The sequence below is a fragment of the Niabella drilacis genome, from assembly GCF_900101395.1.
Classification (GTDB): Bacteria; Bacteroidota; Bacteroidia; order Chitinophagales; family Chitinophagaceae; genus Niabella; species Niabella drilacis.
On the sequence record NZ_FMZO01000009.1, the window covers coordinates 102444 to 129069 of the forward strand.

General features: G+C 49.2%; 25 protein-coding genes. 20 read left to right on the top strand and 5 right to left on the bottom strand.

What is annotated here, in order from left to right; translation table 11 throughout:
- The first annotated feature begins 16 nt into the window (after positions 1-16).
- Complete coding sequence (locus tag BLS44_RS16080; RefSeq protein ID WP_245729235.1) at positions 17-667, top strand: hypothetical protein; 651 nt, start codon at positions 17-19, stop codon at positions 665-667.
- Between the two features lie 28 nt (positions 668-695).
- Here BLS44_RS16080 and BLS44_RS16085 read toward each other — a convergent pair whose 3' ends face one another.
- From BLS44_RS16085 to apaG, 3 genes are all read right to left on the bottom strand, one after another.
- On the bottom strand, positions 696-1805 hold the full coding sequence (locus tag BLS44_RS16085) for a PA0069 family radical SAM protein (RefSeq protein WP_090391248.1): 1110 nt from the start codon (positions 1803-1805) through the stop codon (positions 696-698).
- 200 nt (positions 1806-2005) lie between these two features.
- Positions 2006-2620, bottom strand: coding sequence for a 2'-5' RNA ligase family protein (locus BLS44_RS16090; protein ID WP_090391364.1), 615 nt, complete (start codon positions 2618-2620; stop codon positions 2006-2008).
- An 88-nt stretch (positions 2621-2708) separates the two neighbouring features.
- Positions 2709-3095: a Co2+/Mg2+ efflux protein ApaG gene (gene apaG, locus BLS44_RS16095; protein ID WP_090391249.1), complete on the bottom strand. Its 387-nt coding sequence runs from the start codon at positions 3093-3095 to the stop codon at positions 2709-2711.
- 365 nt (positions 3096-3460) lie between these two features.
- On the opposite strand from apaG, the gene BLS44_RS16100 reads away from it, so the two are divergent.
- From BLS44_RS16100 to BLS44_RS16190, 19 genes are all read left to right on the top strand, one after another.
- Positions 3461-4912: an NADP-dependent isocitrate dehydrogenase gene (locus BLS44_RS16100; RefSeq protein WP_090391365.1), complete on the top strand. Its 1452-nt coding sequence runs from the start codon at positions 3461-3463 to the stop codon at positions 4910-4912.
- A 184-nt stretch (positions 4913-5096) separates the two neighbouring features.
- A complete protein-coding gene (locus BLS44_RS16105; protein ID WP_090391366.1) occupies positions 5097-6809 on the top strand; it encodes an IlvD/Edd family dehydratase in 1713 nt (570 codons plus the stop codon).
- Positions 6810-6824: 15 nt separating this feature from the next.
- Positions 6825-7586: an SDR family NAD(P)-dependent oxidoreductase gene (locus BLS44_RS16110; protein WP_090391250.1), complete on the top strand. Its 762-nt coding sequence runs from the start codon at positions 6825-6827 to the stop codon at positions 7584-7586.
- A gap of 829 nt (positions 7587-8415) precedes the next feature.
- The gene (locus BLS44_RS16115) at positions 8416-10668 is read left to right on the top strand and encodes a TonB-dependent receptor (RefSeq protein ID WP_090391251.1); all 2253 of its coding nucleotides are present in this window, start codon (positions 8416-8418) and stop codon (positions 10666-10668) included.
- 170 nt (positions 10669-10838) lie between these two features.
- Positions 10839-11219: a hypothetical protein gene (locus BLS44_RS16120; protein WP_143019813.1), complete on the top strand. Its 381-nt coding sequence runs from the start codon at positions 10839-10841 to the stop codon at positions 11217-11219.
- 365 nt (positions 11220-11584) lie between these two features.
- A complete protein-coding gene (ureA, locus tag BLS44_RS16125) occupies positions 11585-11887 on the top strand; it encodes an urease subunit gamma (protein WP_090391253.1) in 303 nt (100 codons plus the stop codon).
- An 18-nt stretch (positions 11888-11905) separates the two neighbouring features.
- Positions 11906-12283, top strand: coding sequence for an urease subunit beta (gene ureB, locus BLS44_RS16130; protein WP_090391254.1), 378 nt, complete (start codon positions 11906-11908; stop codon positions 12281-12283).
- A gap of 32 nt (positions 12284-12315) precedes the next feature.
- The gene (gene ureC, locus BLS44_RS16135; RefSeq protein ID WP_090391255.1) at positions 12316-14037 is read left to right on the top strand and encodes an urease subunit alpha; all 1722 of its coding nucleotides are present in this window, start codon (positions 12316-12318) and stop codon (positions 14035-14037) included.
- Positions 14038-14162: 125 nt separating this feature from the next.
- On the top strand, positions 14163-14750 hold the full coding sequence (locus tag BLS44_RS16140; RefSeq protein ID WP_090391256.1) for a hypothetical protein: 588 nt from the start codon (positions 14163-14165) through the stop codon (positions 14748-14750).
- Positions 14747-15250 (top strand): urease accessory protein UreE, encoded by a 504-nt coding sequence (gene ureE, locus BLS44_RS16145; protein ID WP_090391257.1) that lies wholly within the window; start codon positions 14747-14749, stop codon positions 15248-15250. The genes BLS44_RS16140 and ureE overlap by 4 nt, the downstream gene beginning before the upstream one ends.
- Positions 15251-15324: 74 nt before the next feature.
- Positions 15325-16014 (top strand): urease accessory protein UreF, encoded by a 690-nt coding sequence (locus BLS44_RS16150; protein WP_090391258.1) that lies wholly within the window; start codon positions 15325-15327, stop codon positions 16012-16014.
- Between the two features lie 130 nt (positions 16015-16144).
- Positions 16145-16780 carry an urease accessory protein UreG gene (gene ureG, locus BLS44_RS16155; protein ID WP_090391259.1) on the top strand — a complete coding sequence of 212 codons (636 nt, stop codon included), beginning with the start codon at positions 16145-16147 and terminating at the stop codon, positions 16778-16780.
- 1 nt (position 16781) lies between these two features.
- Positions 16782-17570 carry an urease accessory protein UreD gene (locus tag BLS44_RS16160; protein ID WP_090391260.1) on the top strand — a complete coding sequence of 263 codons (789 nt, stop codon included), beginning with the start codon at positions 16782-16784 and terminating at the stop codon, positions 17568-17570.
- Positions 17552-18253, top strand: coding sequence for a sulfite exporter TauE/SafE family protein (locus tag BLS44_RS16165; protein ID WP_090391261.1), 702 nt, complete (start codon positions 17552-17554; stop codon positions 18251-18253). Before BLS44_RS16160 ends, BLS44_RS16165 begins: the two co-directional genes overlap by 19 nt.
- Before the next feature lie 131 nt (positions 18254-18384).
- Positions 18385-19263 (top strand): urea transporter, encoded by an 879-nt coding sequence (locus BLS44_RS16170; RefSeq protein WP_090391262.1) that lies wholly within the window; start codon positions 18385-18387, stop codon positions 19261-19263.
- A gap of 49 nt (positions 19264-19312) precedes the next feature.
- Entirely contained in the window at positions 19313-20227 is a 915-nt protein-coding gene (locus BLS44_RS16175; RefSeq protein WP_090391263.1) for a helix-turn-helix domain-containing protein, read from the top strand.
- Between the two features lie 211 nt (positions 20228-20438).
- Complete coding sequence (locus BLS44_RS16180; RefSeq protein WP_090391264.1) at positions 20439-21026, top strand: hypothetical protein; 588 nt, start codon at positions 20439-20441, stop codon at positions 21024-21026.
- Between the two features lie 25 nt (positions 21027-21051).
- Positions 21052-23208 (top strand): cation:proton antiporter, encoded by a 2157-nt coding sequence (locus BLS44_RS16185; protein WP_090391265.1) that lies wholly within the window; start codon positions 21052-21054, stop codon positions 23206-23208.
- Between the two features lie 72 nt (positions 23209-23280).
- A complete protein-coding gene (locus BLS44_RS16190) occupies positions 23281-24108 on the top strand; it encodes an SMP-30/gluconolactonase/LRE family protein (protein ID WP_090391266.1) in 828 nt (275 codons plus the stop codon).
- A gap of 474 nt (positions 24109-24582) precedes the next feature.
- Here the strand turns inward: BLS44_RS16190 and BLS44_RS16195 are convergent, their stop codons facing one another.
- Both BLS44_RS16195 and BLS44_RS16200 read right to left on the bottom strand, forming a co-directional pair.
- Positions 24583-25629 carry a hypothetical protein gene (locus BLS44_RS16195; protein WP_090391267.1) on the bottom strand — a complete coding sequence of 349 codons (1047 nt, stop codon included), beginning with the start codon at positions 25627-25629 and terminating at the stop codon, positions 24583-24585.
- 94 nt (positions 25630-25723) lie between these two features.
- Positions 25724-26455: an EcsC family protein gene (locus tag BLS44_RS16200; RefSeq protein WP_090391268.1), complete on the bottom strand. Its 732-nt coding sequence runs from the start codon at positions 26453-26455 to the stop codon at positions 25724-25726.
- Positions 26456-26626: the final 171 nt, after the last annotated feature.

Sequence of the window (26626 nt, forward strand, 5' to 3'; positions counted from 1 at the left end):
AATAGTTTTGTTACTCTTGATCGGATCTGTAATCGGCAATGATTCATTTGGACAGGAAGACCTTCCCAAAGATTTTTCCGTACTGAAAGTGGGGAAACGGGTCGTGGTTTCCTGGACGCATAATTTCCCTTCTGTAAAGATGATCTCTGTTCAGCGCTCCTACGACAGCAGCCGGTATTTTCAGTCTATTGGCGCCCCTCCGGATCCCAACCTGAAGGACAATGGTGTTTCGGATCCCAACCCACCCAATGACAGCATGTATTACCGGGTATACGTATTACTGGAAGGATCCCGCTATGTAATGACAAAGGCCAAACGACCGATGGTTGATACATCGGGTGTGGAAATCCCTGCAGATGTGAACACCAATAATAACCCGCCCCCAAACACCGCCAGCTTCCTGCCCGCGGGCTTCACGCAATCGAGGTATATATTTATGACCCCGGACCGCTATATACGTGTAGAGCTCCCGATGGACTCCCGGAAATACGATATCAAATTCTTTACAGAAAGCTACCAGCCACTTTTTGAGCTGAAAGGCGTAAAGGAGAAACGGTTCAAACTTGACCGCTCTTATTTTTACAAAGCGGGGTATGTTAACTTTGAGCTCTATGCCGACGGAAAGATCCTTGAAAAATACAAACTATTTCTTCCCAAAGACTTTTAGTTGACCTGGCGGGCCCAGGTGGCCGCTGTCAGAACAGGGTGCCCTGTTGCCCCGGCCTCCGGAAGGCAGTGCGGCTCAGCCCGGTTTCTCCTTCATTCATATGGTAAAGCTTCCCATACCGGGCATACTGCTGTGCAATCATCTGCGCAATATGCCCTTCGCCCCGCATGCGAAGCCCCCACCGCGAATCATTGACCTTACCGTCATGGCTTTGTTCGATCAGGTGCCAGATCTTATCCGCCCGGTCCGGAAAGTTCTTATATAACCAATCGTGGAACAGGAATTTGATCGCGCCATTCAGGCGGATAAAGGTATATGCCGTAAAAGTGGCACCCCGTTCCGATGCGGCTTTCATAATGCGCTGCATTTCATGTTCATTCAAACCCGGGATCATCGGCCCCATCATAATGCCCATGGTTACCCCGGCATTGCTCAGGTCCTCAATTACCTTCAGGCGTTGCTGCGCAGTAGTGGTACGCGGCTCCATCACCCGGCGCAGGTCCTCATTAAAGGATGTAATGGAAACCATGGCCCGTACGATATTCTTTTTCGCCATTTCCTGCAGCACATCTTTATCCTTCAGGATACCTGCATTTTTGGTAAGGATCCCCACCGGTTGATTGAATTCATTACACACTTCCAGCAGCCCCCTTGTTAACCGGTATTTTTTCTCTGCCGGCTGGTAGCAATCCGTATTACCGCTCAGCATGATGGGCACTGGCTCCCATTTGGGATGCATCAGCTGTTTGCGCAGCAGCTGCGGCGCATTGGTTTTTACGATGATCTTCCGTTCAAAATCAAGACCGGCGCTGTATCCCCAGTATTCATGCACATTACGGGCATAGCAATAAATACAGCCATGCTCGCAGCCTGCGTAGGCATTCATGCTGTACCCCATGCCCACATCCGGGCTCTCCACCTTGTTTACAATGGTTTTTGCTTCCTGCTCCTGGTATTGGGTAGGCACATTCACTTCCTCCCAATCATCGATCGCTTCAATATGTTCCCTTACCGTTTCATTCTTAAGAAACCGGTTCCGGGTGTTGATCTGCGCGCCCCTTCCCTGCAAATATTGCTGCGCCTCTTCCTTTTTTGAAACAGACACTTTAAAATGATCCTGCTGTAATTTTTTTTCCATGGTAGCTTTTTTATTGTTCCGGGGTTAATGTTTCAGGTTTCAGGTTAAATCCATCTTATACCCGAAGTTCTCCCGAAGGAGTCGGTTTCTTGTTTCCCCCGAAGCTTTGGGGGGCGGGAAACTATTGACTTTTGACCAGTGACCATAGACATTTGCCTGATCCGGTTTCATACATGATGTCTGCTTTCATTCCCACATCTTCAAATTCCAAACATCGCCCCCTGTTTTGCCAGAAGCGGCTTGCTTTTAAATTCGAAGCGCTCCACTGTTTTGTACGGTGCGGTTGCATCCGCACGCTTCAGCAAGGTCATCGCACTGGCCATAAACTTTCCGCTAAAGTTTTTATCCCGGTACTCCAGCCAGCCGGCTTCATACTGCCAGGGCCGGAGCCTCCGGGCAATAGTGATATGTGGCTCCAGGATAAAATGCGGCTTATTATCCTTATCGGCCTTCATTAGTGCCTGGCTATCTGTCCGGATACTTTTCACCAGGTTTTGAATGCCCGTCTTGGTGGCCACATTCAGGTAAATGGTATGCGAAGGAAAACTTCCATAGCCGGCCAGCTCCACGCAAAAAGGCAGCCACTCCGCAGCCTTGTTCCAGAGCCGCTGCCGGATCCTTGCCTCCGCACTTTCAAACTGGGAAAAGCGTACCAGCGTCAGGTGCGGTTTGCCCCGGACCGCCTCCGGGGCCTGGTACTTCTCAAAAAAAGATTGTTTTTCCAACCGGATGCGGTTGAACAATTCTTCGTGGGGTGTTATCAATAAAAGGTATTCAGCAACGGCCACCGCTTTTACAGATCCAATAGCTTGCATAAAAACAGTTTTACACAAAGCTAATTAATTTAGTTTTAAAAAGCTAATATTTTTAGTAGATTGATTTAAAAAAAATCCCCCGGGGGGATCAGTTGTATTTTGAAGGAGCGATCATCTCAAACTCGGGGATCTCCACAGAAAAAAGCTGGTGGCTGTTCTGGTTTTCCATCTCATAGCTGCCTTTCATCTTGCCCATTTCGGAACGCAGGTTGCAGCCGCTCATGTACTGGTAGTTCTCACCGGGTGCCAGCACCGGCTGTACCCCAACCACGCCTTCCCCCTCCACCTGGCGGTAACTGCCATTGCTGTCGAAAATGTACCAGCTGCGCCTCAGCAGCTTTACTGAAAATGCGTTGTAATTTTCCAGGGTGATCCGATAAGCAAACATAAATTCAGACTGCAATGCGTTGCTGTATTCCGGCTGGAAGAACACTTCAACATTTACATGAATACCGGCTGAAATCAAACTGCTCATGAGTGGGAGTTTTGGTAAATATAGTATTTTTTAATGGTCTTCCCATTTATTATGGCGGCAGATTCTCTTACCTTTGCAGCGCTATTGAGCCTGTTAAATGGTGCGACCTGTTTAATTTTTCCAGGTAGGGAATTACTAAGGTCTGAAATCCAGTGCTATTGAACAACAATGCTTAATATCACCGCAACAATCATAGAACGTTAATCCATTTTTCCCGTGAAGCGGAGCACGAAAAATTTTCTTAACCCGGGGGAATGAGCATACCTGGTTCCTCCCCCTGGTCCGGGTATCCGGATGGCTCATCCGGGCGGGCATTCGACAAAAATAACCGCCGTGAAAACGGCAAACTAAAAAAATACATACGAATGAAAATTGCAGTAGCAAAAGGTGACGGGATCGGTCCTGAAATCATGGACGCGGTGATCAATATTTTTAAAGCCTCGGAAGTACCCCTTGAATATGACTATGTGGAAATGGGTAAATGGGTATTCGACAAAGGCTTTAACAACGGCATGACCGATGAGGCCAAAAAAACCATTGAAGAACTGGGTATCCTGTTTAAAGGCCCAATGGAAACGCCAAAAGGGAAAGGAGTAAAAAGCATCAACGTAACGGCCCGTAAAACATGGAATACCTATGCCAACAAAAGGGTTTTCCAGACATTGCACGGAGTCGATACCGTTTTCAGCAAAGCCGGCATCCCCATTGACATTACCATTGTACGAGAAAACATTGAAGATACCTACGGCGGCATCGAACACATGCTGACGCATGATGTAGCACTGAGCCGCCGTTTTATTACCCGCCCCGGCAGCATGCAGGTGATCCGGTACGCATTTGAAATGGCGCGGCAAAAAAATGCCCGCAGGATCACCTGTGGCCACAAGGCCAATATCATGAAGCTTACGGATGGCCTGTTCCTGGAATGCTTTTATGAAGTAGCAAAGGAATACCCCGAACTGAAGGCCGACGACGTGATCGTTGATGACCTGTGCATGAAGCTGGTCGTACAGCCTAACAATTTTGATGTAGTGGTGCTTACCAACCTGCAGGGGGATATCGTATCCGATCTCTGCGCCGGGCTTGTGGGCGGTCTGGGCTTTGCGCCGTCTGCAAATATTGGCGATCATATCTGCATTTTTGAAGCGGTACATGGAACAGCGCCGGACATCGCGGGGAAAAACATTGCTAACCCCACGGCACTGCTGCTAAGCGGTATTGCCATGCTGCGGCACCTGGGACTGCTGGAAAAAGCAGCACAGATCGAAAATGCCCTGCTGTATACCCTGGAGCAGGGTGTGCACACCGGCGATTTCGGAAATAAAGCCATCCCGGCAGTGAATACTACCGGGTTCGCCGACGCCATCATTGCCAATCTTGGCAAAAAACCGCAGCTCAATGCCAAGCCGGAACTGGCCGATGTGGCCAGCACCTGCACCGTAATGCACCTGGATAAAAATGTAATGCTGGAATCAAAAGAAACCAGCCAGGAAAAGATCGTTGGTGTCGACCTTTTTATAGAAAGCTCTGAGCTGCCCGAAGTGATCGCAAAAAAATGCCAGCGGCATGCGGGGGTAAAATTCAATATCGTAAATGTGAGCAACCGCGGTACACAGGTATGGCCTACCGGTTCTGTTTACACGGATCTTGTGAACCAGTACAATGTTCGTTTTGAGAGCATCGATAATCACCCGCTTACCCAGCAGGATGTGATCGGCCTGTACGTAAGCCTGAGCGGCGACTTCAAGATCTGTTCGCTGGAGCTGCTCAACGAATGGGATGGCAAAAAAGCATACAGCCAGGCACAGGGCCAGTAAGTTCCCCACCCTTCTTAAAAAATAACAGATCCCGGCTGTGTCATCATCAGGATGCAGCCGGGATCTTTGTATAACGGGTTATGCTTAGCGGTCAGCTATCAGTTATACTTAATTGAGATCTGAGATCAGGAACAAACTTTTTCAACAGGAAAATAGTAGCTTGCAGCATAACGAAGTCTTTTATATGGAAAAAGAAAACCTCAGAAGCCGCAACTGGTTTGGCCGTACCGGGAAGGACGGCTTTATATACCGCGCCTGGATGAAGAACAACGGGATCCCGGATCATGACTTTAAAAAACCGGTGATCGGTATCTGTAATACCTGGAGCGAACTAACGCCCTGCAATGTTCACCTGAGGGATCTGGCCGACCATGTAAAACGCGGGGTGCTGGAAGCCGGAGGCTTTCCGGTAGAGTTTCCCGTTATGTCGCTGGGTGAAACATTGATGAAACCGACCGCCATGCTGTTCCGCAACCTGGCCAGTATGGATGTGGAAGAAAGCATCCGGGGAAACCCGCTGGACGGGGTGGTTTTGCTTTGCGGATGCGATAAAACCACCCCATCGCTCGTAATGGGCGCCTGCAGCGTAAACCTGCCGGCCATTGTGGTTTCCGGAGGCCCGATGCTTACCGGCAGGTATAAAGGCGCCAGCATCGGCACCAGCGATGTATGGCGGCTTGCTGCAGGGCTGGAAGAAGGCACCGTAAATGAAGCACAGCTACGCGAAATGGAAGAAGCCCTTTGTCATAGCCAGGGGCATTGCGCGGTAATGGGCACGGCTTCTACCATGGCCTGCATGGCAGAGTCGCTGGGACTCACATTGCCGGGCAATGCGGCCATTCCGGCTGTTGACGCGCGCCGCAAAGTGCTGGCCCGGCAATCCGGCAGCCGGATCGTGGAAATGGTGCGCGAAGATCTTAAGCCATCCGATATCCTTACCCGCGCCGCTTTTGAAAATGCCATCATTACCAATGCGGCCATTGGCGGCTCCACCAATTTTGTGCTTCACCTGCTGGCCATCGCCGGGCGCATCGGAGTACCACTGGAACTGGGCGACTTTGATACCCTTTCCCGGGATATTCCGATGATCGTAAACCTGCAACCATCGGGGCAATTCTTTATGGAAGACCTCTACGATGCCGGCGGGTTGCCCGCTGTTTTGAAAGAGCTGGATACGCACCTGCACAAAGATGCCCTTACGGTCAACGGCAAGACCATCAGCGAAAATTACCGCGATGCCCAATGTTATAATACAGCCATCATTACCAATACCCGACAGCCGGTCAGCGCCGGAACAGGGCTCGCCGTTCTGACCGGGAATATCTGCGAACAGGGTGCCGTCATCAAACCTTCCGCAGCAAGTGCGCACCTGATGCAGCACACCGGTACGGCCCTCGTCTTTGAATCCATCGAGGACTATAAACAACGGATCCAAGATGATACCCTGGAAGTGGATGAAAACAGCATCCTGGTACTGAAGAACGTAGGCCCCAAAGGCTACCCCGGTATGCCGGAGGTTGGCAATATGACCTTGCCCAAAAAACTCCTGCAAAAAGGGATCACCGATATGGTGCGCATTTCTGATGGCCGTATGAGCGGGACCGGCTTTGGAACCGTTGTGCTGCACGTTGCCCCAGAAGCAGCAGCAGGCGGCAATTTCAGCGTATTAAGAACCGGGGACCTGATCACCCTGGATGTGCCCAACCGTACCCTCCAGGTACACCTGAGCGACGCGGAACTGGCCGAACGTAAAAAACAATGGCAGCCGCTGCCGCCCCATACCACACGGGGCTATGTTCATTTATATACCCAGCATGTGCAGCAGGCGCACCTCGGTGCCGATCTTGATTTTCTAAACGGCAGCAGCGGCGCAAACGTTACAAAAGACTCACATTAACATACAAAAAACGAAATGGATTTTACCAACAAAACAGCGATCGTAACCGGCGCAGGACAGGGAATCGGTTTTGAGATATGCCGGCAACTGGCAGCCGGCGGTGCCCTCGTTATATTGAATGATATTGATGCCGGACAGGCGCACAAGGCAACCGATGCTATTAACCGGCAATACCCGAACAGCGCCCTTGCGGTTCATGGAGACTGTAGTGAAATGGCCGTCATTGAAGAACTGGTACGGGAAGCCCGGGCGCTCTCTGGCCGGCTGGACATCGTGATCGCCAATGCCGGCATTACATTGTTCGGCGCTTTTCTGGACTATAAGCCCGAAGACTTTTACAAGGTAATGCAGGTGAACCTGGGCGGTTCCTTTTTCCTGGCACAGGCAGCTGCACGCATGATGCAGGAACAGGGAAACGGAGGTTCCATACTGTTCATGTCCTCCGTTACCGGGCACCTGGCGCATAAAGGGCTGGTAGCCTATGGTATGAGCAAGGCCGCACTGGAAATGCTGGCGCGCAACCTGGTCATCGAGCTTTCGCAATACGGCATCAATATCAATTCCATTGCACCCGGTGCTACCCTCACTGAGCGCACCACCGCCGATAAAAACTATGAAGATACCTGGAAGAAGATCACACCGGGTGGCCGGCCGGCCACCGTTGCCGATATTGCCAACGCCGCATTGTTCCTCGTACATGAGCGGTCGCGCCATATCAATGGTCAGCACCTGGTCATAGACGGTGGCTGGACCAGCGTAGGCATTCAGCCGGAATGATGTTGATTTCATAACAATTTAACAGTGATTTTATGGTTCCTTGAAATCTTTATTGATATTGAGCTTTAAAAATGTTACCGGTTCGGATAATTTTATGAAAATAACCCTGACCCAAATTGAATCACTGGCACCCAACCCTGCAGCCGCAAAAAAATGAAGTGCCTTTATAAAAACAAGGGAACAAAATGCTGTTATAGACAAACCACTGATGGCAAATTCTTTAAAAAAATACAGATACGGGGTAACAATCCTGCCATCCCGTTGATATTAAAAAAGCCAACGGGTTGAAGATCCAAAGTATTATCCGCCCGGCGAAAAGCCATTGTACCAGACCAGGTTGTTCCTGCCTAAGGGAAAAGCGGGCTTCACGAATGCCCCGGTAAATATAATGCGTCCGGCATCAGTTGCAATGCATAAAGGGCGGAGCAGGAAGAAGGCGATCGGGTGGTTGATACGTTCCGCCTTCTTCCTTTATTACAACGCGGGTTCTGCAAAACAAAGAAGGACTTCAAAATCGCTGTATAAGGCTTCGTCGTGCTGTTGGCCGGCGCATCAACATCTGTTGACAGAGACCTGGGTTTAGATAAAGCAACGCTGATCAGGAACAGCGATACAATGACTGAAGACGCATTCAAAACGGCCTGCCCTTCGATTATTGGTTTTCGTTGAATTGCACCGGAAAAACTTCATGCTGCTGAAATAACGTTTACAAATCTCATTTTTTTTGTCACTTTTCTGCGTCCCAACCGCATGAATGCACTATTGCTGCAATCATTTTATTTTTATGATTGATGTTGCCGTTTACTTTCGCATCCGTAAAATGTGATACATGTGTAAGTATTTCATGATCCTTCTCCTGTTGGTTACATCGGTTTGTTTTTCCCAGTCAAAAAACATCTCGGGCACACTTAAAGACAGCAGCACCCGCCATCCCATCGCCGAGGCCACCATTATCCGGGAACCTTCCGGTTTTTCGGACATTTCCGATGCCCGTGGAAAATTCAGTTTCCGGGCGCCGGGAGCCATTGATACGCTATTGATATCCGCAGTCGGTTTTCAGACCAGGGCCATCCCGGCAAACAGCATCCGCAACGGCCAGATCATTTTTTTACAACCCCGGGCCGTACAACTGGCCGATGTGGTGATCACCGGCAATACCACCAATCCCTATAAAGCCATCAGTGAAACGGATATCCGCCTTCGGGGTGTATCCAATTCACAGGAAGTACTGCGCATCGTGCCCGGGCTGTTCATTGGTCAGCACCAGGGCGGTGGCAAAGCGGAACAGATTTTTTTAAGGGGCTTCGATAATGATCACGGAACCGATATCCGGCTCAGCGTGGATGGCATGCCCGTGAATATGGTATCGCATGCACACGGCCAGGGCTATGCCGACAGCCATTTTATCATCCCCGAAACCATCGCCTCCGCTACCTATAAAAAGGGCATGTATGATGCAGAAAAAGGAGACCTCGCGGTTACAGGATTTGTGGATTTTCACACGGCCGACCATATTGATAACCTGGTAAAACTGGAAGCCGGACAGTACAACACTTACCGTGCCCTCGCCATTGTAAACCTGCTGGGGCAACAGCAGCAGCAAAAAGACCGAACCTGGTATGCTGCCGGCGAATACCGGTACAGCAACAGCTATTTTGACCATCCCCAATATTTTCAGCGGGCTAATTTTTTCACCAAATACAATGGAAAATTAAATGCCCATAATACGCTTTCCCTCTCAGCCGCATCCATGTATAGCACCTGGAATGCTTCCGGCCAGATACCTGAAAGTGCGGTGAACAGCGGGCTGATCGGATTTTATGGGGCATTGGATCCAAAAGAGGGCGGCATTACCTCAAGAACCCATATCAACGCACAACTGGCCACCACCTTAACAAACCACGATCTTATAACAAACCAGGTGTATTACACTTATTATAACTTTGACCTGCATACCAATTTTACGTTTTTCCTGGAAGACAGTATAAACGGGGATGAAATAAGGCAGCGGGAAAAACGCAACATGGCCGGTTATAACGGCAGCTATCTGCACCAGGGCTATTGGGGAAATACACAACTCATCACAGAAGCAGGCATCAACCTCCGTGTTGATCAAACATACAATTCGGCACTCCTGCATACAATGGATCGCTATACCTTGTTGAATCCTTTAAAACTGGGCGATATCGGCGAATCAGCAGCGGGGATCTATGCAAATGAAACCTTTCATTTCAACAACCGCTTTACCTTAAATGCCGGGTTACGGTACGATCAATTGTATTACCGGTACAACAATAAACTAGCGGAGGATTCCGCCTTTAGCGGAACCGGCACCTACCGGGCTCAGAATTATACCATCAGCCCCAAATTGAATTTCTATTACCAGGCTGCTCCCCATCTTCAGTTTTACTTATTTACCGGGAAAGGCTTTCATTCCAATGATGCCCGTGTAGTAGTAGCGCAGCATGGAGCGGAAACACTTCCCGCAGCTTATGGCAGCGACCTGGGTACCGTGTTTAAACCCGTAAAGAACCTGTTGTTGAATGCCGCGGTCTGGTACAGCTATTTACAAAAAGAATTTGTTTACGGGGGAGATGGCGGTACCGTAGCATTCAGCGGGCGTACCCGGCGCATTGGTTTTGATCTTTCGGCACGGTATCAGCCGGGTCAAAGCATTTATATAGATGCCGACCTGAACTATGCCAACGGACGCTCCCTGGATGATCCGGCAGGACAACGCTATATTCCCCTGGCGCCCGCATGGAGCAGCACGGGTGGCATTACCGGCATCTTCAAAAATGGCATCAACGGCAGCCTGCGGTACCGTTGGCTGGGCAACCGGCCCGCAAATGCAGACTACTCGTTAACTGCGGAGGGTTATTTCATCAATGATGTTGTTTTGAACTATACGCAAAAAAAATACGAGATCGGGCTAACCATCAATAACCTCTTTAATGTTAAATGGAAGGAAACCCAGTTTGAAACTGTCACCCGTTTAAAAAACGAAGCGCCGGCAGATGGCATTGCTTTTACACCGGGCACAAAATTCGCCGCCCTGCTTCATTTCAGCCACTTCTTTTAAACCGCTATGTAAAGCGGGGCTGTTGTGTGAAGCGCACCGCTACGGGGAGCATCCGGCTTTACATCAACAATCCCTATAAAAATGTAAAAACGAGATACGTAACAATTTTGTCGTGATTTGTGCTATTTTTCAATTGCAGATGGCAGTACTTTTGAATGGCAAAAATCAATATGAAAAGTTTATCGCGGATTTTAATCATTGTCTTTTCATTCATCATTGCGGGGCATACCGCAGGCCATACAGCGGCCGGCAAGCCGCATTTAACAAAAATGCACAACTGGCACTGCGCCGCCACAGATCCCATTGATCCTGGCTACAGCAAGGCCAATAATCCCCAGGACGATGTTCTTCTTTTTTTAGCAGAAGAAGATTTTTCTATCGACAAATACCTGTCATTTTCTTTTACCTTTTTGAATACGGCGTACCCTGATTACCAGCTTCAGCGGCGAATGATTCAGCCGGATAAAGAACAGATCAATCGTTCCGCATTGATCACCGGGAAACTGCCGATCTATCTGCTGCATCATACCCTCCTTATCCCCTTTACTTAAATAATGGCCTGAATGTGGCTTATGGCTGGTTCTGCAACGAAGCCAGCGAAAACATGCAAACCGGATCCGGTATCCCTGGTTATCATTCATGTGTCCCCGGCAACGACCCAACCGGTTGATCAGTAGCAACGGGTTTATCACAACTTTCAGATGTCCTGCCTTTTCGACAGCAAATACCTGTCTGAATGCGCTTATTTTAGTTTAAGATCGGGATTGGGATATTGATAAAATCACAGATCACAGTTTTCAGGAGAACAGACACTGATGACTGAAAGCTGATACCTGCATCCATCTGCCACTATACCATCGTTACCATCCAGGTAGCTCAATTACTTTTTCAATCACAATTATATAAATCCCTTATTATGCATTTGACGCCTCGCGAAACGGAAAAGCTGATGCTCCACGTGGCCGGAGAATTAGCCGCAAAAAGAAAGGCCCGTGGTCTGAAACTCAATTACCCCGAATCCATCGCTTATATCAGCAGCGAACTGCTGGAAGCGGCCCGGGATGGAAAAACGGTTGCCGAACTGATGCAGTACGGAGCTACCCTCCTTACCCGTAGCGATGTCATGGAAGGCATACCCGAAATGATCCACGACATACAGATCGAAGCCACATTCCCGGACGGCACAAAACTGGTAACCGTACACGACCCTATCCGATAATTTTAAAATCCAACTCCCATGATCCCTGGAGAATACTTTATAAAAAAAGGCGACATTATTGCCAACAAAGACCGGAAAACCGTAAAGATCAACGTAACCAATACCGGCGACCGCCCCATACAGGTGGGCTCTCATTTTCATTTTTTCGAGGTTAATAAAGCCATGTCCTTCGACCGCGAAAAAGCCTTTGGTATGCGGCTGAACATTATTGCCAGCACAGCCGTACGTTTTGAGCCCGGTGAAACCAAAGAAGTAGAGCTGGTAGAACTGGGCGGCATGCGCCGGGTATATGGCCATAATAACCTGGTAAACGGCGACACCACCCTGCCCAAAAACAAACTAGCGGCCATGCAGAATGTAGAAAAGTTCCAGTTTAAAAACAAAGAGGTAAAATAATCATCCCATTACCAATTAAAAATTGATGCATCATGAGTCTTAAAATAAGCAGAAAAACGCATAGTAATATATTCGGCCCCACCGAGGGCGATAAAGTACGCCTGGGCGATACCGAGATCATCATCGAGATCGAAAAGGATTTTACCCATGCCGGCGATGAGGCCAAATTCGGAGGCGGAAAAACCATCCGGGATGGCATGTGCCAGTCGTCCACCGCCGTACGCGACCAGGGCGTACTGGACCTGGTGGTTACCGACGTGATCGTGATTGACCACTGGGGTATTGTAAAAGGTGATGTGGGCATTAAGGACGGAAAAATAGTAGGCGTGGGATGTGCCGGCAACCCGGACACTTCCGATAATATTTCGCCTAATATGATCATCGGCGCTTCCACAGAGGTACATGGAGGTGCGGGCTATATCCTCACTGCCGGCGGCATCGATACGCATATCCACTTTATCAGCCCCACACAAATAGAAACCGCGTTGTACAGTGGTGTTACCACCATGATCGGCGGCGGTACCGGCCCCGCAGATGGCACCAATGCCACTACGGTAACCCCGGGTAAATGGAATATCCAGCGCATGCTGCAGGCGGCAGAAGCATTCCCCATGAACCTTGGCTTTTTTGGTAAAGGAAACTGTGCTACGGAAGCCCCCATTGCCGAACAGGTAGAAGCCGGCGCACTGGGCGTAAAGATCCATGAAGACTGGGGCGCTACGCCGGCGGTGATCGATGCTTCACTAAAAGTAGCGGATGCCTATGATGTGCAGGTGGCGATCCATACCGACACCCTGAATGAGGCGGGTTACCTGGAAGATACCATCAACGCCATTAACGGCCGGGTCATTCATACCTTCCATACCGAAGGTGCAGGGGGCGGACATGCGCCGGACATCATTAAAGCCGCGATGTACCCCAATGTACTGCCGGCATCTACGAACCCAACCCGTCCCTACACCAAAAACACGATCGATGAGCACCTGGATATGCTGATGGTATGCCACCACCTGAGTAAAGACATTCCGGAAGATGTGGCCTTCGCCGACTCCCGGATCCGCCCGGAAACCATTGCAGCGGAAGACATCCTGCAGGATATGGGCGTATTCAGCATTATGAGCTCCGACTCGCAGGCGATGGGGCGTGTAGGGGAAGTGATCACCCGCACCTGGCAAACTGCCGATAAAATGAAAAAGCAAAAAGGCCATTTACCGGAAGATGAAAAAAATGAAAACGACAATTTCCGCGCAAAGCGATATGTGTCCAAATATACGATCAACCCGGCCATTGCTCATGGGATTTCTTCCTATGTAGGATCCATCGAAACCGGAAAGATCGCAGACCTGGTACTTTGGAAACCCGCATTGTTTGGAGCCAAACCGGAAATGATCATCAAGGGCGGTATGATCATTGCCAGCAAAATGGGCGATGCCAATGCCTCCATCCCTACCCCACAGCCGATCATCATCCGGAATATGTTTGCGGCCTATGGTAAAGCATTAACACGGTCCGCCTTCACCTTCGTTTCAAAAGTATCCTTGGAAAAGAATATTGCGCAGGAATACGGTTTGGAAAAAACATTGTTACCGGTAACCAACTGCCGCAACATTTCAAAACGGGATATGATCCACAATAATGCCTTACCGGAGATCACCGTAAACCCCGAAAATTATGAAGTGCGGGTGGACGGCAAAAAGATCACCTGCGAGCCTATTGCAGAAGTTTCCCTGGGGCAAAGGTATTTCCTGTTTTAGCAATTATAAACAATACTCAGTACACTGTAACCACATAGGCACATGGCTTTTTGCAACGGCTATGAAGCTTCTGTATCTATGTGGTTAAACATTCACCCGGCATTCAATATTTAATTTTTTATCTGATGCAATTCAAATTTATAACCGCATTACTCCTGATAACAGGTCTTACAACAGCTTACAGCAGCTTTGCCCAGCAGGGGTCGGTAATGATCTACGGCTCGTTAAATTACCAGGATCATAATAAAACAGGACAAACATTTGGTGCCAACCCTATTGGCGTGGGATACTTTTTTAACGGCCATGCGGTTACCGGTATCAACTATGCCTTCAGCCGTGAAAAAGACGCCTTGCACGATCTTGCAGAACGGCATCATGAAGCCGGACTTTTTTACAGCGATTCAAAAATGCTGGGCGAACATTTTGTACTTATCGGGCAACTGGATGCGCATTATGTATGGGGCTCAACAGACCTGAACACACCTGCTTCTTATGATTACAAAGGATACCTGTTCCGTTTGTATCCGCTTATTGGCGTTATCCTGGGACATGGATGGGCATTAAAGGCCAAGTTCTGTGAACTGTCGTACCGGCAAACCAAAGGGAACGACGCGGCACAAACAAAAGACAAGCTCTTTATTGCCGGTATCAATGGCAGCACGATTGGCCTGGGTGTATCCAAAAACATCTCTTTTAATAAACACAGATCATGATCATCAACGAAATCATGGGCAATATTTCCGACATGGCGGCAAACGGGTTAACGCAGGACCTGCTGGAACTGGAATGGTACGAAACCACCAAACGCATTCAACGGAAACGCACACTTGCCGGCAGGGAGATCGCCATTAAATTTTTACGCGAGGGACAACGACTGCGCCAGGGTGATGTTTTGTTACGGGATGGCGATACACTGGTAACCGTAAACATCAAACCCTGCGAAGCCATTGTAATTGCCCCGCAAACGCTGTTGGAAATGGGTACCGTATGCTATGAGATCGGCAACAAGCATATGCCCCTGTTTATCCAGGACAACAAGGTAATGATGCCCTTTGAGATGCCGATGTTCCGCTGGCTGGAAGGCAGTGGCTATAAACCCCAGAAACAGGTAGTACGCCTGCTCAATATCTTAAAATCAAACGTAGAACCACATAATCATGGCAATAATAATTCACTTTTTTCAAAGATCCTGAACCTCGCATCAAAAGAATAGCATCGTTGCATGAAGCGTCCACGCTTCATACTCCTATTTTACCGGCTCCGCCGGTTAACAAAAAATACAAGTTCATGCATTCATCCTTTTTAGGCGCTTTACTACACCTTTCGGATCCTACCTTACCCATTGGCGGGTACACGCACAGCAACGGCCTGGAGACCTATGTTCAGGAAGGCATTGTTCACAATGCAGCAACAGCAAAAACATTTGTGACCCAGATGCTGCAACGGAACATCCGGTACAATGACGCCGCCTTTATGGCAAGGGCATACCAGGCCGCTGAGGCACAGAACATCCACCGGTTGCAGCAACTAAGCTTAGAATGTACGGCATTAAAATCGCCGATGGAGATCCGCCAGGCCAGTATAAAGCTGGGACTGCGGCTGATCAAAATATTCCGCAGGCAGCAAGCCTTCGAAGTCATGGAACTGTTTGAACAATTGGTACAGGAAAAAGAAGCCGACCCGCATTACTGTATTGTATTTGGTATGTATGCCCGGCTCCTGAATATTCCCTTAGAGGAAGCCCTGTTCGCGTTTTACTACAACGCCGCGGTAGGTATGATCACTAACAGCGTAAAACTCGTACCGCTGGGGCAGCTGGAAGGACAGGATATCCTTTTCCAGATCCAGCCCTTGCTAAAAGAGCTAAGCGAGACAACCGCCGGTATCCCGGATGAAATGCTGGGGCTTTGTGCCGTAGCCTTCGACATCCGGTGTATGCGGCACGAGCGGCTGTATTCGAGGTTGTATATGTCTTAGCCCCCTTCTCTTTTGGAGCCGGACCGGGGTGAGGCCGATAGCCGCACTACAGCACAAGAGTGCGACGCAAGGAAGCTGAATACAGATCCTTTGTTGGGTTCATAAAAAAATAAAATATCAACAAATAACTATGGAACGAAAATATGTAAAAATAGGCGTAGCAGGCCCCGTTGGATCGGGGAAGACCGCCTTACTGGAACGGTTAAGCCGCCGCCTGATGAGCGAGTATGACCTGGCCGTAATTACCAACGACATCTATACAAAAGAAGATGCCGAGTTTATGGCCCGGAACAGTTTATTACCGCAGGACCGGATCATTGGTGTAGAAACCGGGGGTTGCCCACATACCGCCATCCGCGAAGATGCCAGCATGAACCTGGAAGCCGTGGATGAGCTGGCGGAGCGTTTTCCCGATATTGAGCTGATCCTTATTGAAAGTGGCGGTGATAATCTTTCCGCAACCTTTAGCCCGGACCTGGCCGACGTGACCATCTTCGTCATCGACGTGGCCGAAGGCGAAAAGATCCCCCGTAAAGGAGGCCCCGGCATCACCCGTTCGGATCTGCTGATGATCAATAAAATTGACCTGGCTCCCTATGTAGGCGCCAGTCTTGAAGTAATGGAAAACGACGCCCGGCGCATGCGCAAGGGAGCGCCCTTTGTGTTTACCAACCTGATGACCCAGCAGGGACTGGATGCCGTTATCGGGTGGATTAAAAAATATGCATTATTAGAAGAGGTAGAGGAGCCTGCATTAATCCGCTGATATGATCAGTACATTAAACTTCACGGTAGCAATGAACGGGCAACGATCGTTCCTGAAAGATGCTTATGTTACGCAGCCCTTCCGCATCATACCCGTTGGCCAGCATAAATCAGATGCGCATGCGTACCTGATGATCATGAGCTCATCGCCCGGCATTCTCAGCGGGGATGCCTATGAATATTCGATCCGGGTAAAAGAGAATGCAAGGCTCCAGCTGCAATCGCAATCCTACCAGCGGCTGTTCCATATGGAAGCCAGCGCCACGCAAAAAATGCAGATCACGCTGGAAAAAGGAAGCTCTTTTTTCTTTGTGCCGCACCCCGTAGTGCCGCATAAAAACTCCAGGTTTACCAGTCTGAACCGGATAGATATGGCGGAAGGCTGTCAGCTGCTGATGAGCGAGATCATTACCTGCGGGCGAAAACATCATGGCGAGGTTTTTGAATTTACCAGCTTCCACAATTTCTTCGAAGTATTTCATAACGGGCGACTGGTACTCAAAGACAATATCCTGCTGCAGCCGAAGGAAAATGATCTGCAGGCCATGGGCATGCTGGAAACCTATACGCACCAGGGCACCCTTATTTACTCTGCTACCGCCGGTATACCCTCTGCTCCCGGGCTTGCTGACCAGGTACAGGAACTGTTAGAACAGGAGGCAGACATTCTTGGCGGCGTTTCGCGGCTCCAGCACAATGGCCTGGTGGTACGGGTACTGGGCCATGGCGGCGAACAATTATTCACCCTTTTTCAAAACATACAGGAACGGATATGGAACATTCTCGGTTAATTGCACTGGCGCTTACGGCCATCACCATCAGCGGTCTGCACACGGCATCCGGACCGGATCACTACCTCCCCTTTGTGGTACTTTCCCGCTCCCGGAAATGGAGTCTTCCCAAAACCATTTTTCTCACCATTGTTTGCGGCATCGGGCATATCCTGAGCTCGGTGCTCATCGGCCTGGTGGGTGTCTTCCTCGGGTGGCAGCTTACAAAGATCGCCTGGCTGCAGGATGTAAGAGGTAATATATCCGGTTGGGCGCTGCTGATCTTCGGTGTCCTGTACCTGGCTTACGGCCTGCGGCAGGCCTGGCTCAATAAGCCTCATAAACATTTTGATGTAATGGGCGACGACGTATACGTTTACGAGCATACACACGGACAAACAGTGATGCCCGGAAGCCGTATAAAAGTGACGCCCCTGGTGCTCTTTGCCATTTTTGTAATGGGGCCCAGTGAGCCCCTGGTGCCCCTGCTTTTTTATTCAGGCACCCAGCGTTCCGTAACGGAAATTGTCGTACTCATTTCCGTATTCACCATCAGTACGGTGATCACGATGCTGGCCATGGTGCTCATCGGCATTTACGGTTATTCTTTTTTTAATACCAGCAAGCTGGAGCGGTATATGCATGCCATTGGCGGCGGCGTGGTTACGGTCTGCGGCATTGGCATGGTCTTTTTAGGCTGGTAGCACCTCCTTCTCCTCCAAAGCGGCCCGGCCTCCTTTGGAGCGGTCTCCGGCCCCGGAGGTAGGGAAAACCCGGCTTCCTGTTTTTCAATCTGTTTTTTATTCGTTGAAATCCTATAGTAAACTTTAAAACTATGCAATCAAAATCATTCATTTTTGCCCGTACCGTATTCAGAAGCATCGGACAGATCATGTTGCAGGAAAACGCGCTGACCGGGCTGTTATTTCTCGTTGGGATCTTCTATGGTTCTGTTCCGGGTGGTATTGCCGCCCTGCTTTCGGCCGTTACCGGCGTGCTTACCGCCCAACTGCTGCAATATGACCGGCAGGAAATTGAACAGGGTCTGTATGGCTTTAGCGCCACCCTGGTAGGCGTGGCCATGGTCTTTTATTTTCAACCGGTTCCTGTGATATGGATTGCAGTGATCATCGGATCGGCACTGGCTACCATTCTGCAACATGTATTCATTGTAAAAAAGCTGCCCGGCTTTACCTTTCCGTTCATCATCGTTACCTGGATCCTGCTTTATGTTTTTCATCACCTTATTATTGAGCCCAATTCCGTTGCCGTCGTCAATGAAATGATCGAAAAGGATGATTTTGCCACCAGCATCCATGGGTTTGGGGAAGTCATCTTCCAGGACAGTATCATTGGCGGCCTCCTGTTTTTCCTGGGCGTCTTCATCAATAAGCCCATTGCCGCCCTGTATGGCATTACCGGGGCCATTCTCAGCGCTTACATAGCCATTCATTTATCAGAGCCGGCACTCGATATCGAAATGGGGCTCTTCAGCTTTAATGCCCTGTTATGCGCTATTACCTTTGCCGGGGACGAGCCCGTGGACGGAATTTTTGTACTATTCTCCGTGGTGCTGACCGTAATTATCGACATTGCCATGCTGCGTATGCAATGGTCCGTGCTTACGTTCCCCTTTGTTGCCGCCAGCTGGGTCACCCTGACCCTGAAAAGATGGATCCCGCTTCCGCCAAAAGGTATTGCCCCGGACAAATAACCCGATTTTATAATTAACTTTACAATACCGTATTAATCCGCAGATCCTTATGGCACCTACCATAAAACTGATCAGTAACTATGAGTACAAACGGCAGTTCCTCCCGGAGATCTCTGCCCATGTATTGCACGATCATTCGCAACTCCAGCTTTACAGGATCGAGTCTTATCTGAAAGATATCCTGATACCGGTTCCCCCCTACAGAACTTCTTTTAATTTCCTGATGCTGATAACCAGGGGGTATATCCAGCAACAGCTCGAAACCCAGAGCTACACGGTTACGGCGGGGCAGGTCATTAATATCAAACAGGGATGCATTACCCGTACCCTGGAGCTTTCACCGGACCTGCAGGGCTTTTACCTGATCTATGAAAACAATGTTATCACCAACCTCTTCCTGAATAACAGGGAACTGGATTTCTTTTTTACAGCGCCCTATATCCAGCTATCCTCCAAAGAAGTGAAATGGCTCGAAAAATCGTTTTCCCTGCTAAAAGAAGAGCTGGACGCTATGGCACTGAACAGTTCTGAAGACATCTGCCTGGCCCTGTTCTCGGCAATCCTGCTAAAACTGATCCGGTCAGGTAACCCGGGCGCACATGCCCTTACCAGGGATCTTAAGATCTCCTACCAGTTCCGGACAGAGGTGCAGCATTATCATATAATGCACAAAGACGTATGCTTCTATGCCAAAAAAATGCAGATCTCCGAAACTTACCTCAACAAATGTGTCAAAAAAACGACAGGTAAACCTCCCAAACAATGGATCCAGGAAATCAGCATCCTGCACAGCCAGATCCTGCTGCAAAACCTGACCAAGGAGATCTCGGAAGTAGCCTATGAACTCAACTACCAGTCGGCCTCCTACTTCACAAGGATCTTTCATAAAGTAACCGGTGTTACCCCGAAAACATACCGGTCCCAGCTAAAAGAACGCTACCGGAACAACTGGGCCTCTTCATAATTTGAAGATTTAAGCATTTGAAGATACAGGGACCCGGTGGTACGGGCCCTATCTCAACTATTAAACGTATCAGTCCCGGAACGTTAAACTCCGCTACAAAATATATGCGCACATAATACCCGGCCTCTCCTCTCTGACATCCGGTATCTCATCTCCTCTCCACTTCTGCTTTTTTGTTCTATCTTAGCGAAACAGCACCAAATTTCTAATTATGAAACGACCTTTGATCATTGGTATCATTTTGCTGGGACTGAACTTTTGCAGCTGTGGTTTTGAAGAACGGAGAAAACAGCTGGATGAGCGGGAGCAGGCACTGAAGGCACGCGAAACGGCGGTAATGCTTAAGGAAAAAGCATTAAAGCTGCTGGAAGACAGTCTGAAATTAAATATAGCCCGGATCGACTCTGTCAGCAACCTCCCCGCAGAGCAAAGTGTTCCCCTGCCCGATTCACTGGCAGGTAACTGGAACGTTACAATGGTTTGTACCCAAACCAACTGCTCCGGCTTTGCCGTGGGGGATATCCGGAAAGAAACCTGGCTTATTGCTGGCAATGAAACTACGGTTACGGTCCGTGCCATGCAGGGAGATAAACTGATCCGTATTTATACCGGCACCTTTACCGGTACCGATCTAAAGCTTTCCACGCCCGAATCTGAAACTGCACAACCTTCCGCATCCATGAAAGTAGCATTAAAGGTTGAGCAGAGAAATAAACTCAGCGGGCAAAGGCTGATCACCCAGCCCGATGGATGCGAAACTATTTTCAAAGCTGATATGGACCGGCCGAAAAATCAATAAACGCCCATCTTAATTTATTACGGATATGCTGTTAAATATTGCTGAAGCAACGCTCCCCGTTACCGATCCTATCTTAAAATACCTGATCGTCATCATCATTGTATTGCTGGCCCCTATTCTGCTCAACAAATTAAAGATCCCGCACCTCATCGGGCTCATCATTGCCGGTGCACTGACCGGCCCTAATGGTTTCGGTATCCTGGACAGGGACAGCAGCATTGTGGTTTCGGGTACAACGGGTCTGCTTTACATTATGTTTTTGGCCGGTCTTGAAATAGACCTGATCGAATTCAAAAAGAATAAATGGAAGAGCATTACATTTGGGATGTATACTTTTTGCATCCCGATGCTCATCGGCACACTGGCCAGCTACTACTTGCTGCATTTTAACTGGATGACCGCGATCCTCCTGGGCAGCCTCATCTCCTCTCATACGCTCCTGGCCTACCCCATTGTCAGCAAACTCGGCATTGCAAAAGATAAGTCCGTTAATATTGCGGTAGGCGGTACCATGATCACGGACACCCTGGCCCTGCTGGTGCTGGCCGTAATTGTAGGAATGACCAAGGGCCAGGTAGATGCCGCCTTCTGGCTGCGTTTGACCCTGTCCATCCTCGCGTTTGGGCTCATCGTTTTATTTCTTTTCCCCGTCATTGGCCGATGGTTCTTTAAAAAGGTGCCCGACAGGATCTCACAATTCATTTTTGTGCTGGTAATGGTTTACCTGGGAGCAGTGCTGGCCGAACTGGCCGGTGTGGAGGGCATTATCGGGGCCTTCCTTTCGGGACTGGCATTGAACCGGCTCATCCCCGCCACATCCCCCTTAATGAACCGGGTAGAGTTTGTCGGCAATGCGCTCTTCATCCCGTTCTTCCTGATCAGCGTGGGCATGCTGATCGACTTTAAAGCCTTTATAAAGGATACCGAAACCATAAAGGTAGCTGCTGTGCTTACGATCGGCGTTATTACCGCCAAATACCTGGCAGCCTGGGCTACTACCAAAACCTTCCGGATGAATAAACACCAGCTGCAGGTGATCTTTGGGCTGAGCCTGGCCCAGGCCGCCGCAACACTGGCCGCTGTAATGGTAGGCTATAATATTATCATATCTGAAACACCAGACGGGGAACCTATCCGTTTATTAAATGAAGCGGTGCTCAACGGCTCCATCCTGGTGATCCTTATTACCTGCACCATTGCCTCCGTTACCGCGCAAAAGGGCGGACAGGCGCTGGCCCGCGAAACCGGCGCCGAAACCGGTAATACGGCTGAAGGAACAGACGAAGGCGAAAAAATACTGATCGCAACCAATGCACTTGAAAAAACAGAGCACCTGGTACAACTGGCGCTTTCCATCAAAACGCCCCGTAATACCGACCAGGTTTATGCGCTGAACATCATTAATAAACATGATGCCCCCGATGAATCGGACCGGGCCGGCAAAAAAATGCTGGAGCTGGCCGTGCAAACCGGGGCCGCCGCCGATGTCAAAGTCCACGATATCATCCGTTACGACGATAATATCATCAACGGGATCACCGGCGAAGTAAAAGCCAATAAGATCACGGACCTGATCCTGGGTTACAGCACCCGGCCCTACAATTCGGTCAAGAGCTTTGCACTGATCAACGGGATCCTCGAAAACGACAGGCTCACCACTTATGTTTACAACCCGGTGCAACCCCTCTCTACCATTAAGAACAACATTATTGTGATCCCCCGGAATGCAGAACGGGAAACCGGGTTCTTTTACTGGCTGTCGAACATCTGGACGCTGGCCAAACATTGCGGCGGCGGTGTTAAATTCTTTGCTGCAAAGAATATCGAGCCGCTGTTGAGCAGCCTGAACGAGAAGAATCCCATTCAATACCGTTTTTCTGAATTTACCAACTGGGAAGACATCCTGATCCTGTCGAGGGAGGCTGATAAAAATGACCTGATCATCTTTGTATTAAGCCGCCCCCAGTATCCCTCGTATAATCAGCATATGGACCGGATCTTTACCTACCTCGACCGGTATTTCCGATCCAGCAATTTTCTGCTGATCTACCCGATACAGGTAAAACCCGCTGAAACCGACGACTTTTACATCAGCGATCAGCATTTTCTGAATCCCACGGTAGACCTGGAAAGCCTGGGAAAAGACATCGGGCGCATCTTTACCCGCGACAGGAAGGGATAAAGACAGCTCATTGCCCCCGGGATGCAAGCCATACCGGCTTTTTTGTCTATCTTCACCTGAACAATATCAGCCATGAAATCGGTACATTTCTTTTTGTTCCTGCTGGCCGTCGGTTGCTTCATAACCGGTCATAGCCAGCATACCATTGTTCAGCTCTGGAAAACCAATGATTCTATCCCCGTTCCGGAATCCGTTTTACCGGTACCGGGAAAAAGCGAACTGTACGTTTCCCTTATCGATGGTAAAGGCAATGAAAAGGATGGCCGGGGCGGCGTTGGTATACTGAACAAAAACGGAACGGTCAAGAACCTGAACTGGGTTACAGGTCTTAATGCCCCCAAGGGACTGGGCCTCTATAAAAAGCATTTATATGTTGCAGATCTGACCGATGTGGTAGTGATCGATGTGAAAACGGCAAAGGTGATCAAAACGATTCCTATCCCGGATGCAGTTTTCCTGAATGACATAACCGTCGACAAAAACGGGGCCGTCTATGTATCCGACACCCGTTTAAATAAGATCTATAAGATCGTAAAAGACCAGCCGGAAGTATACCTGGAAGGCGCTACCGGCGCCAACGGTCTGAAATCCATCGGCACCGATCTTTACGTTCTTGCGGGTAAAGAATTGTGGAAGCTGGACCGGAACAAAAAAAAGACCATCATTGCTTCCGGTTTTGAACAGGGCGGTGATGGTATTGAGCCTGCAGGGAATGGTGATTTTATTGTTACCTGCTGGCCGGGCATCATTTACTATGTTTCTGCCAGCGGCAATTTTCATAAAATGCTGGATGTCCAGGGCAGGATGAATACCGCAGATCTCGGATATGATGCGGCTACAAAGATCCTGTACGTTCCTACATTCAATAGTTACAGTGTTGTTGCCTTTGAATTGAAATAGCTGCTTTTGTTTTAGTTGATCCGCGTTCCTGGAGGGTGGGCTGTTGACGACTTAATGCCGTTTCCTTAAGAGAAGGTTTAAAGTTTCAGTTGGCGCCTTCTACTTCTCACAGGTCACAGACGGGCTCAAAGTTCAACGTTAGATTTCGTTTTATATCCAAAGGGCTGTTGATTATTGCCTTCCCGGATCTGTCGCATATGCGTGAAGGTAAGCGGTAAAACCCTGAATGGGGTTATGCCCGGATAGCCGTCGGTTTATGGGCGATTCATTTGTATTGAACCCCGGCCGGGGTTCAACCAGGATCCGGATCATGAACCCCGCGTTTCACGCGTGGTTCATCAAAGAAAACCCTTACGGGTTTATCAGGGCAGCAGCCGGAACGGGATCGGGGTTCATTCCCACTCCCGACAGACGTCGCCGGGATCCACATTTCCTCATTTTCAAATTTTCAAATCAGGAATCATTCCCGGCTCCTTACTGGTATTGTATATAGACCGGTTTGGGTGTAAACCGCAGCAGCTCTTTCGGCTCAAACAGCCCGGTGCTGCCACGTTTCAGGTCGTTTTTGTAAAACAGTTTAAAACCGGTGAACTGTACCGGCTGCCGGTAAACGAAGGTATTATAGGTCCCCGTCTTTAACGCCTTGCTGCCCCAGCCGTCCATATCGATCACGACCTGCACTTCCGGAACTTTCCTGATCTTCTTATACCCCGTTACCATATCATTGGTAAAGCGATGCACGACCAGGATCTTGGGAGGAAGATCATTTTCCCGCACGATCTTTGCGAGATAATCGATCGTGTAATTGATATCCCCGGCACTGAAGGTCCCGATCCTGCTGCCCGGCGTTTCGCCGTTTTTCATTGAAAATTCCGGGTCGATCCCCAGGTGAAATCCTGGCAGCTTAAAATATTTTTCAAAACGCGGCAATTCTTCCTGCAGGGTGCTTTGTCCTACCTGCACATCAATAAAGGTCAATGCCCCGATCTCCTTTGACCATTTCAGGATCGTATCGATCTGGTGAAACGGCATGCGAAGCCGGTATTTGCCATCCCTGCCGGGAGTACCCTGTGCGGTAACCGCAATATAGTGCAGCGCCGGCCGTACCGGAGTAGCAGGATCGGCCTTCTCCCATTTGGTCACTTCCCCTTTTAATTTCCGCAGCATTTCTTTTTTGGGCAGCTCGCCAAGGATGCCCATCCCTTTTGAAAAAAGGTTGCCATAATATGCGATCACCCGGTTAAAGGGAAAGATGGCACCTGGCAAGGGATAGGGCGCTTTTACCGGCCAACGGCCGGAGGAATCCCCGTTTGCGATTGCCTTCATCCGTTTGTCGTACCCGGCAGTATCGAGAACAGCACCAGGCCTACTCCCCTTTTTTGTATCGCTGGTGTCCGGCGCGGCGGCTTTGGCCGGACCGGAAGCTACCGAAGGCGCCTTCTCCTGGGAGTCAGAGGCCGTGCACGCCATTAATGAAAAACAGATCAGCAATATGTGAACCGCTTGTAAACGCTTTGTCATAGTACACTCACTTAGATGATAAAGATAGGTCTCAAAAACGGCAGCGACCGGTATGCCTGCTGTTAAAATATCACAAACATATCTTAAGAAATAGTCAAAGCCCTGCTCCGGCAGGCAGGATCCGCATCCGGTAGGCGTTCATGGCTGTAACCCCCAGTTTTTTTACCAGGTTATAGTTGGCTATAAAACCAACCGGTGCACCTATTACCGGCAAGAGCTGTGCCATTTTCGCCAGATCGATGTAATCCCGGTACTCCTGCTGGAAGCGGCGCCAGTCAAACGCCGATACATCGGCAGGCATTTCCTTCACTTTAAGATCCCAACGATCCATTTTCTCATATACCCTGTTACGGTGTGCTGCGCTCGAGAACGCCAGTTCAAAAATATGCAGCAGGTACACACGCTCCCGGTAGTCATCCAGGTCAAAGCCATATGCAGCTGCTATTTCATAGAGCAGCTTCAGCTTCAACGCCAGCAATAAGGGAAAGTCTGCCAACCCCATTAAAATCCCCCCCGCTCCTGTTATACCGCCCTCCACGGCTGCAGCGCTCCTGTAAAACTTTATTTTTTCTTTTACGGTCTGCTCCCGCAATATGAATGCAGCATTCGTTAAAGGCTTTGCGGTGGTATGTTTGGCTCCGAACAGAACGGCATGGATCATCTGTTTGATCACGACCGTGATCCCCTTATGCACCTTTTCAGGGATCAGCGCATTGAGCTTATCCTGCGTCTTTTTTGAGAACCGGTTCAAAATACCGGGAGGACGCTGCATATTGAATTGCCAGCGCCGCATCTCCGAAAAAGCGATCTGTTCATAATGGTTCATAACCCAAAATTAAAAAGGTTCCGCTATTTAGAGCCTGTTTAAAATTCATTCAATGGCTTTATTATGGCTGTTTTGGGCTGCAACTGCGTTAAATTTTTCGCCATAGTGGCCTACTATGCCTGCAAAATTTTCCTTGTTTCGCTCCAAAATAGCTTCATAATAAATTCCACA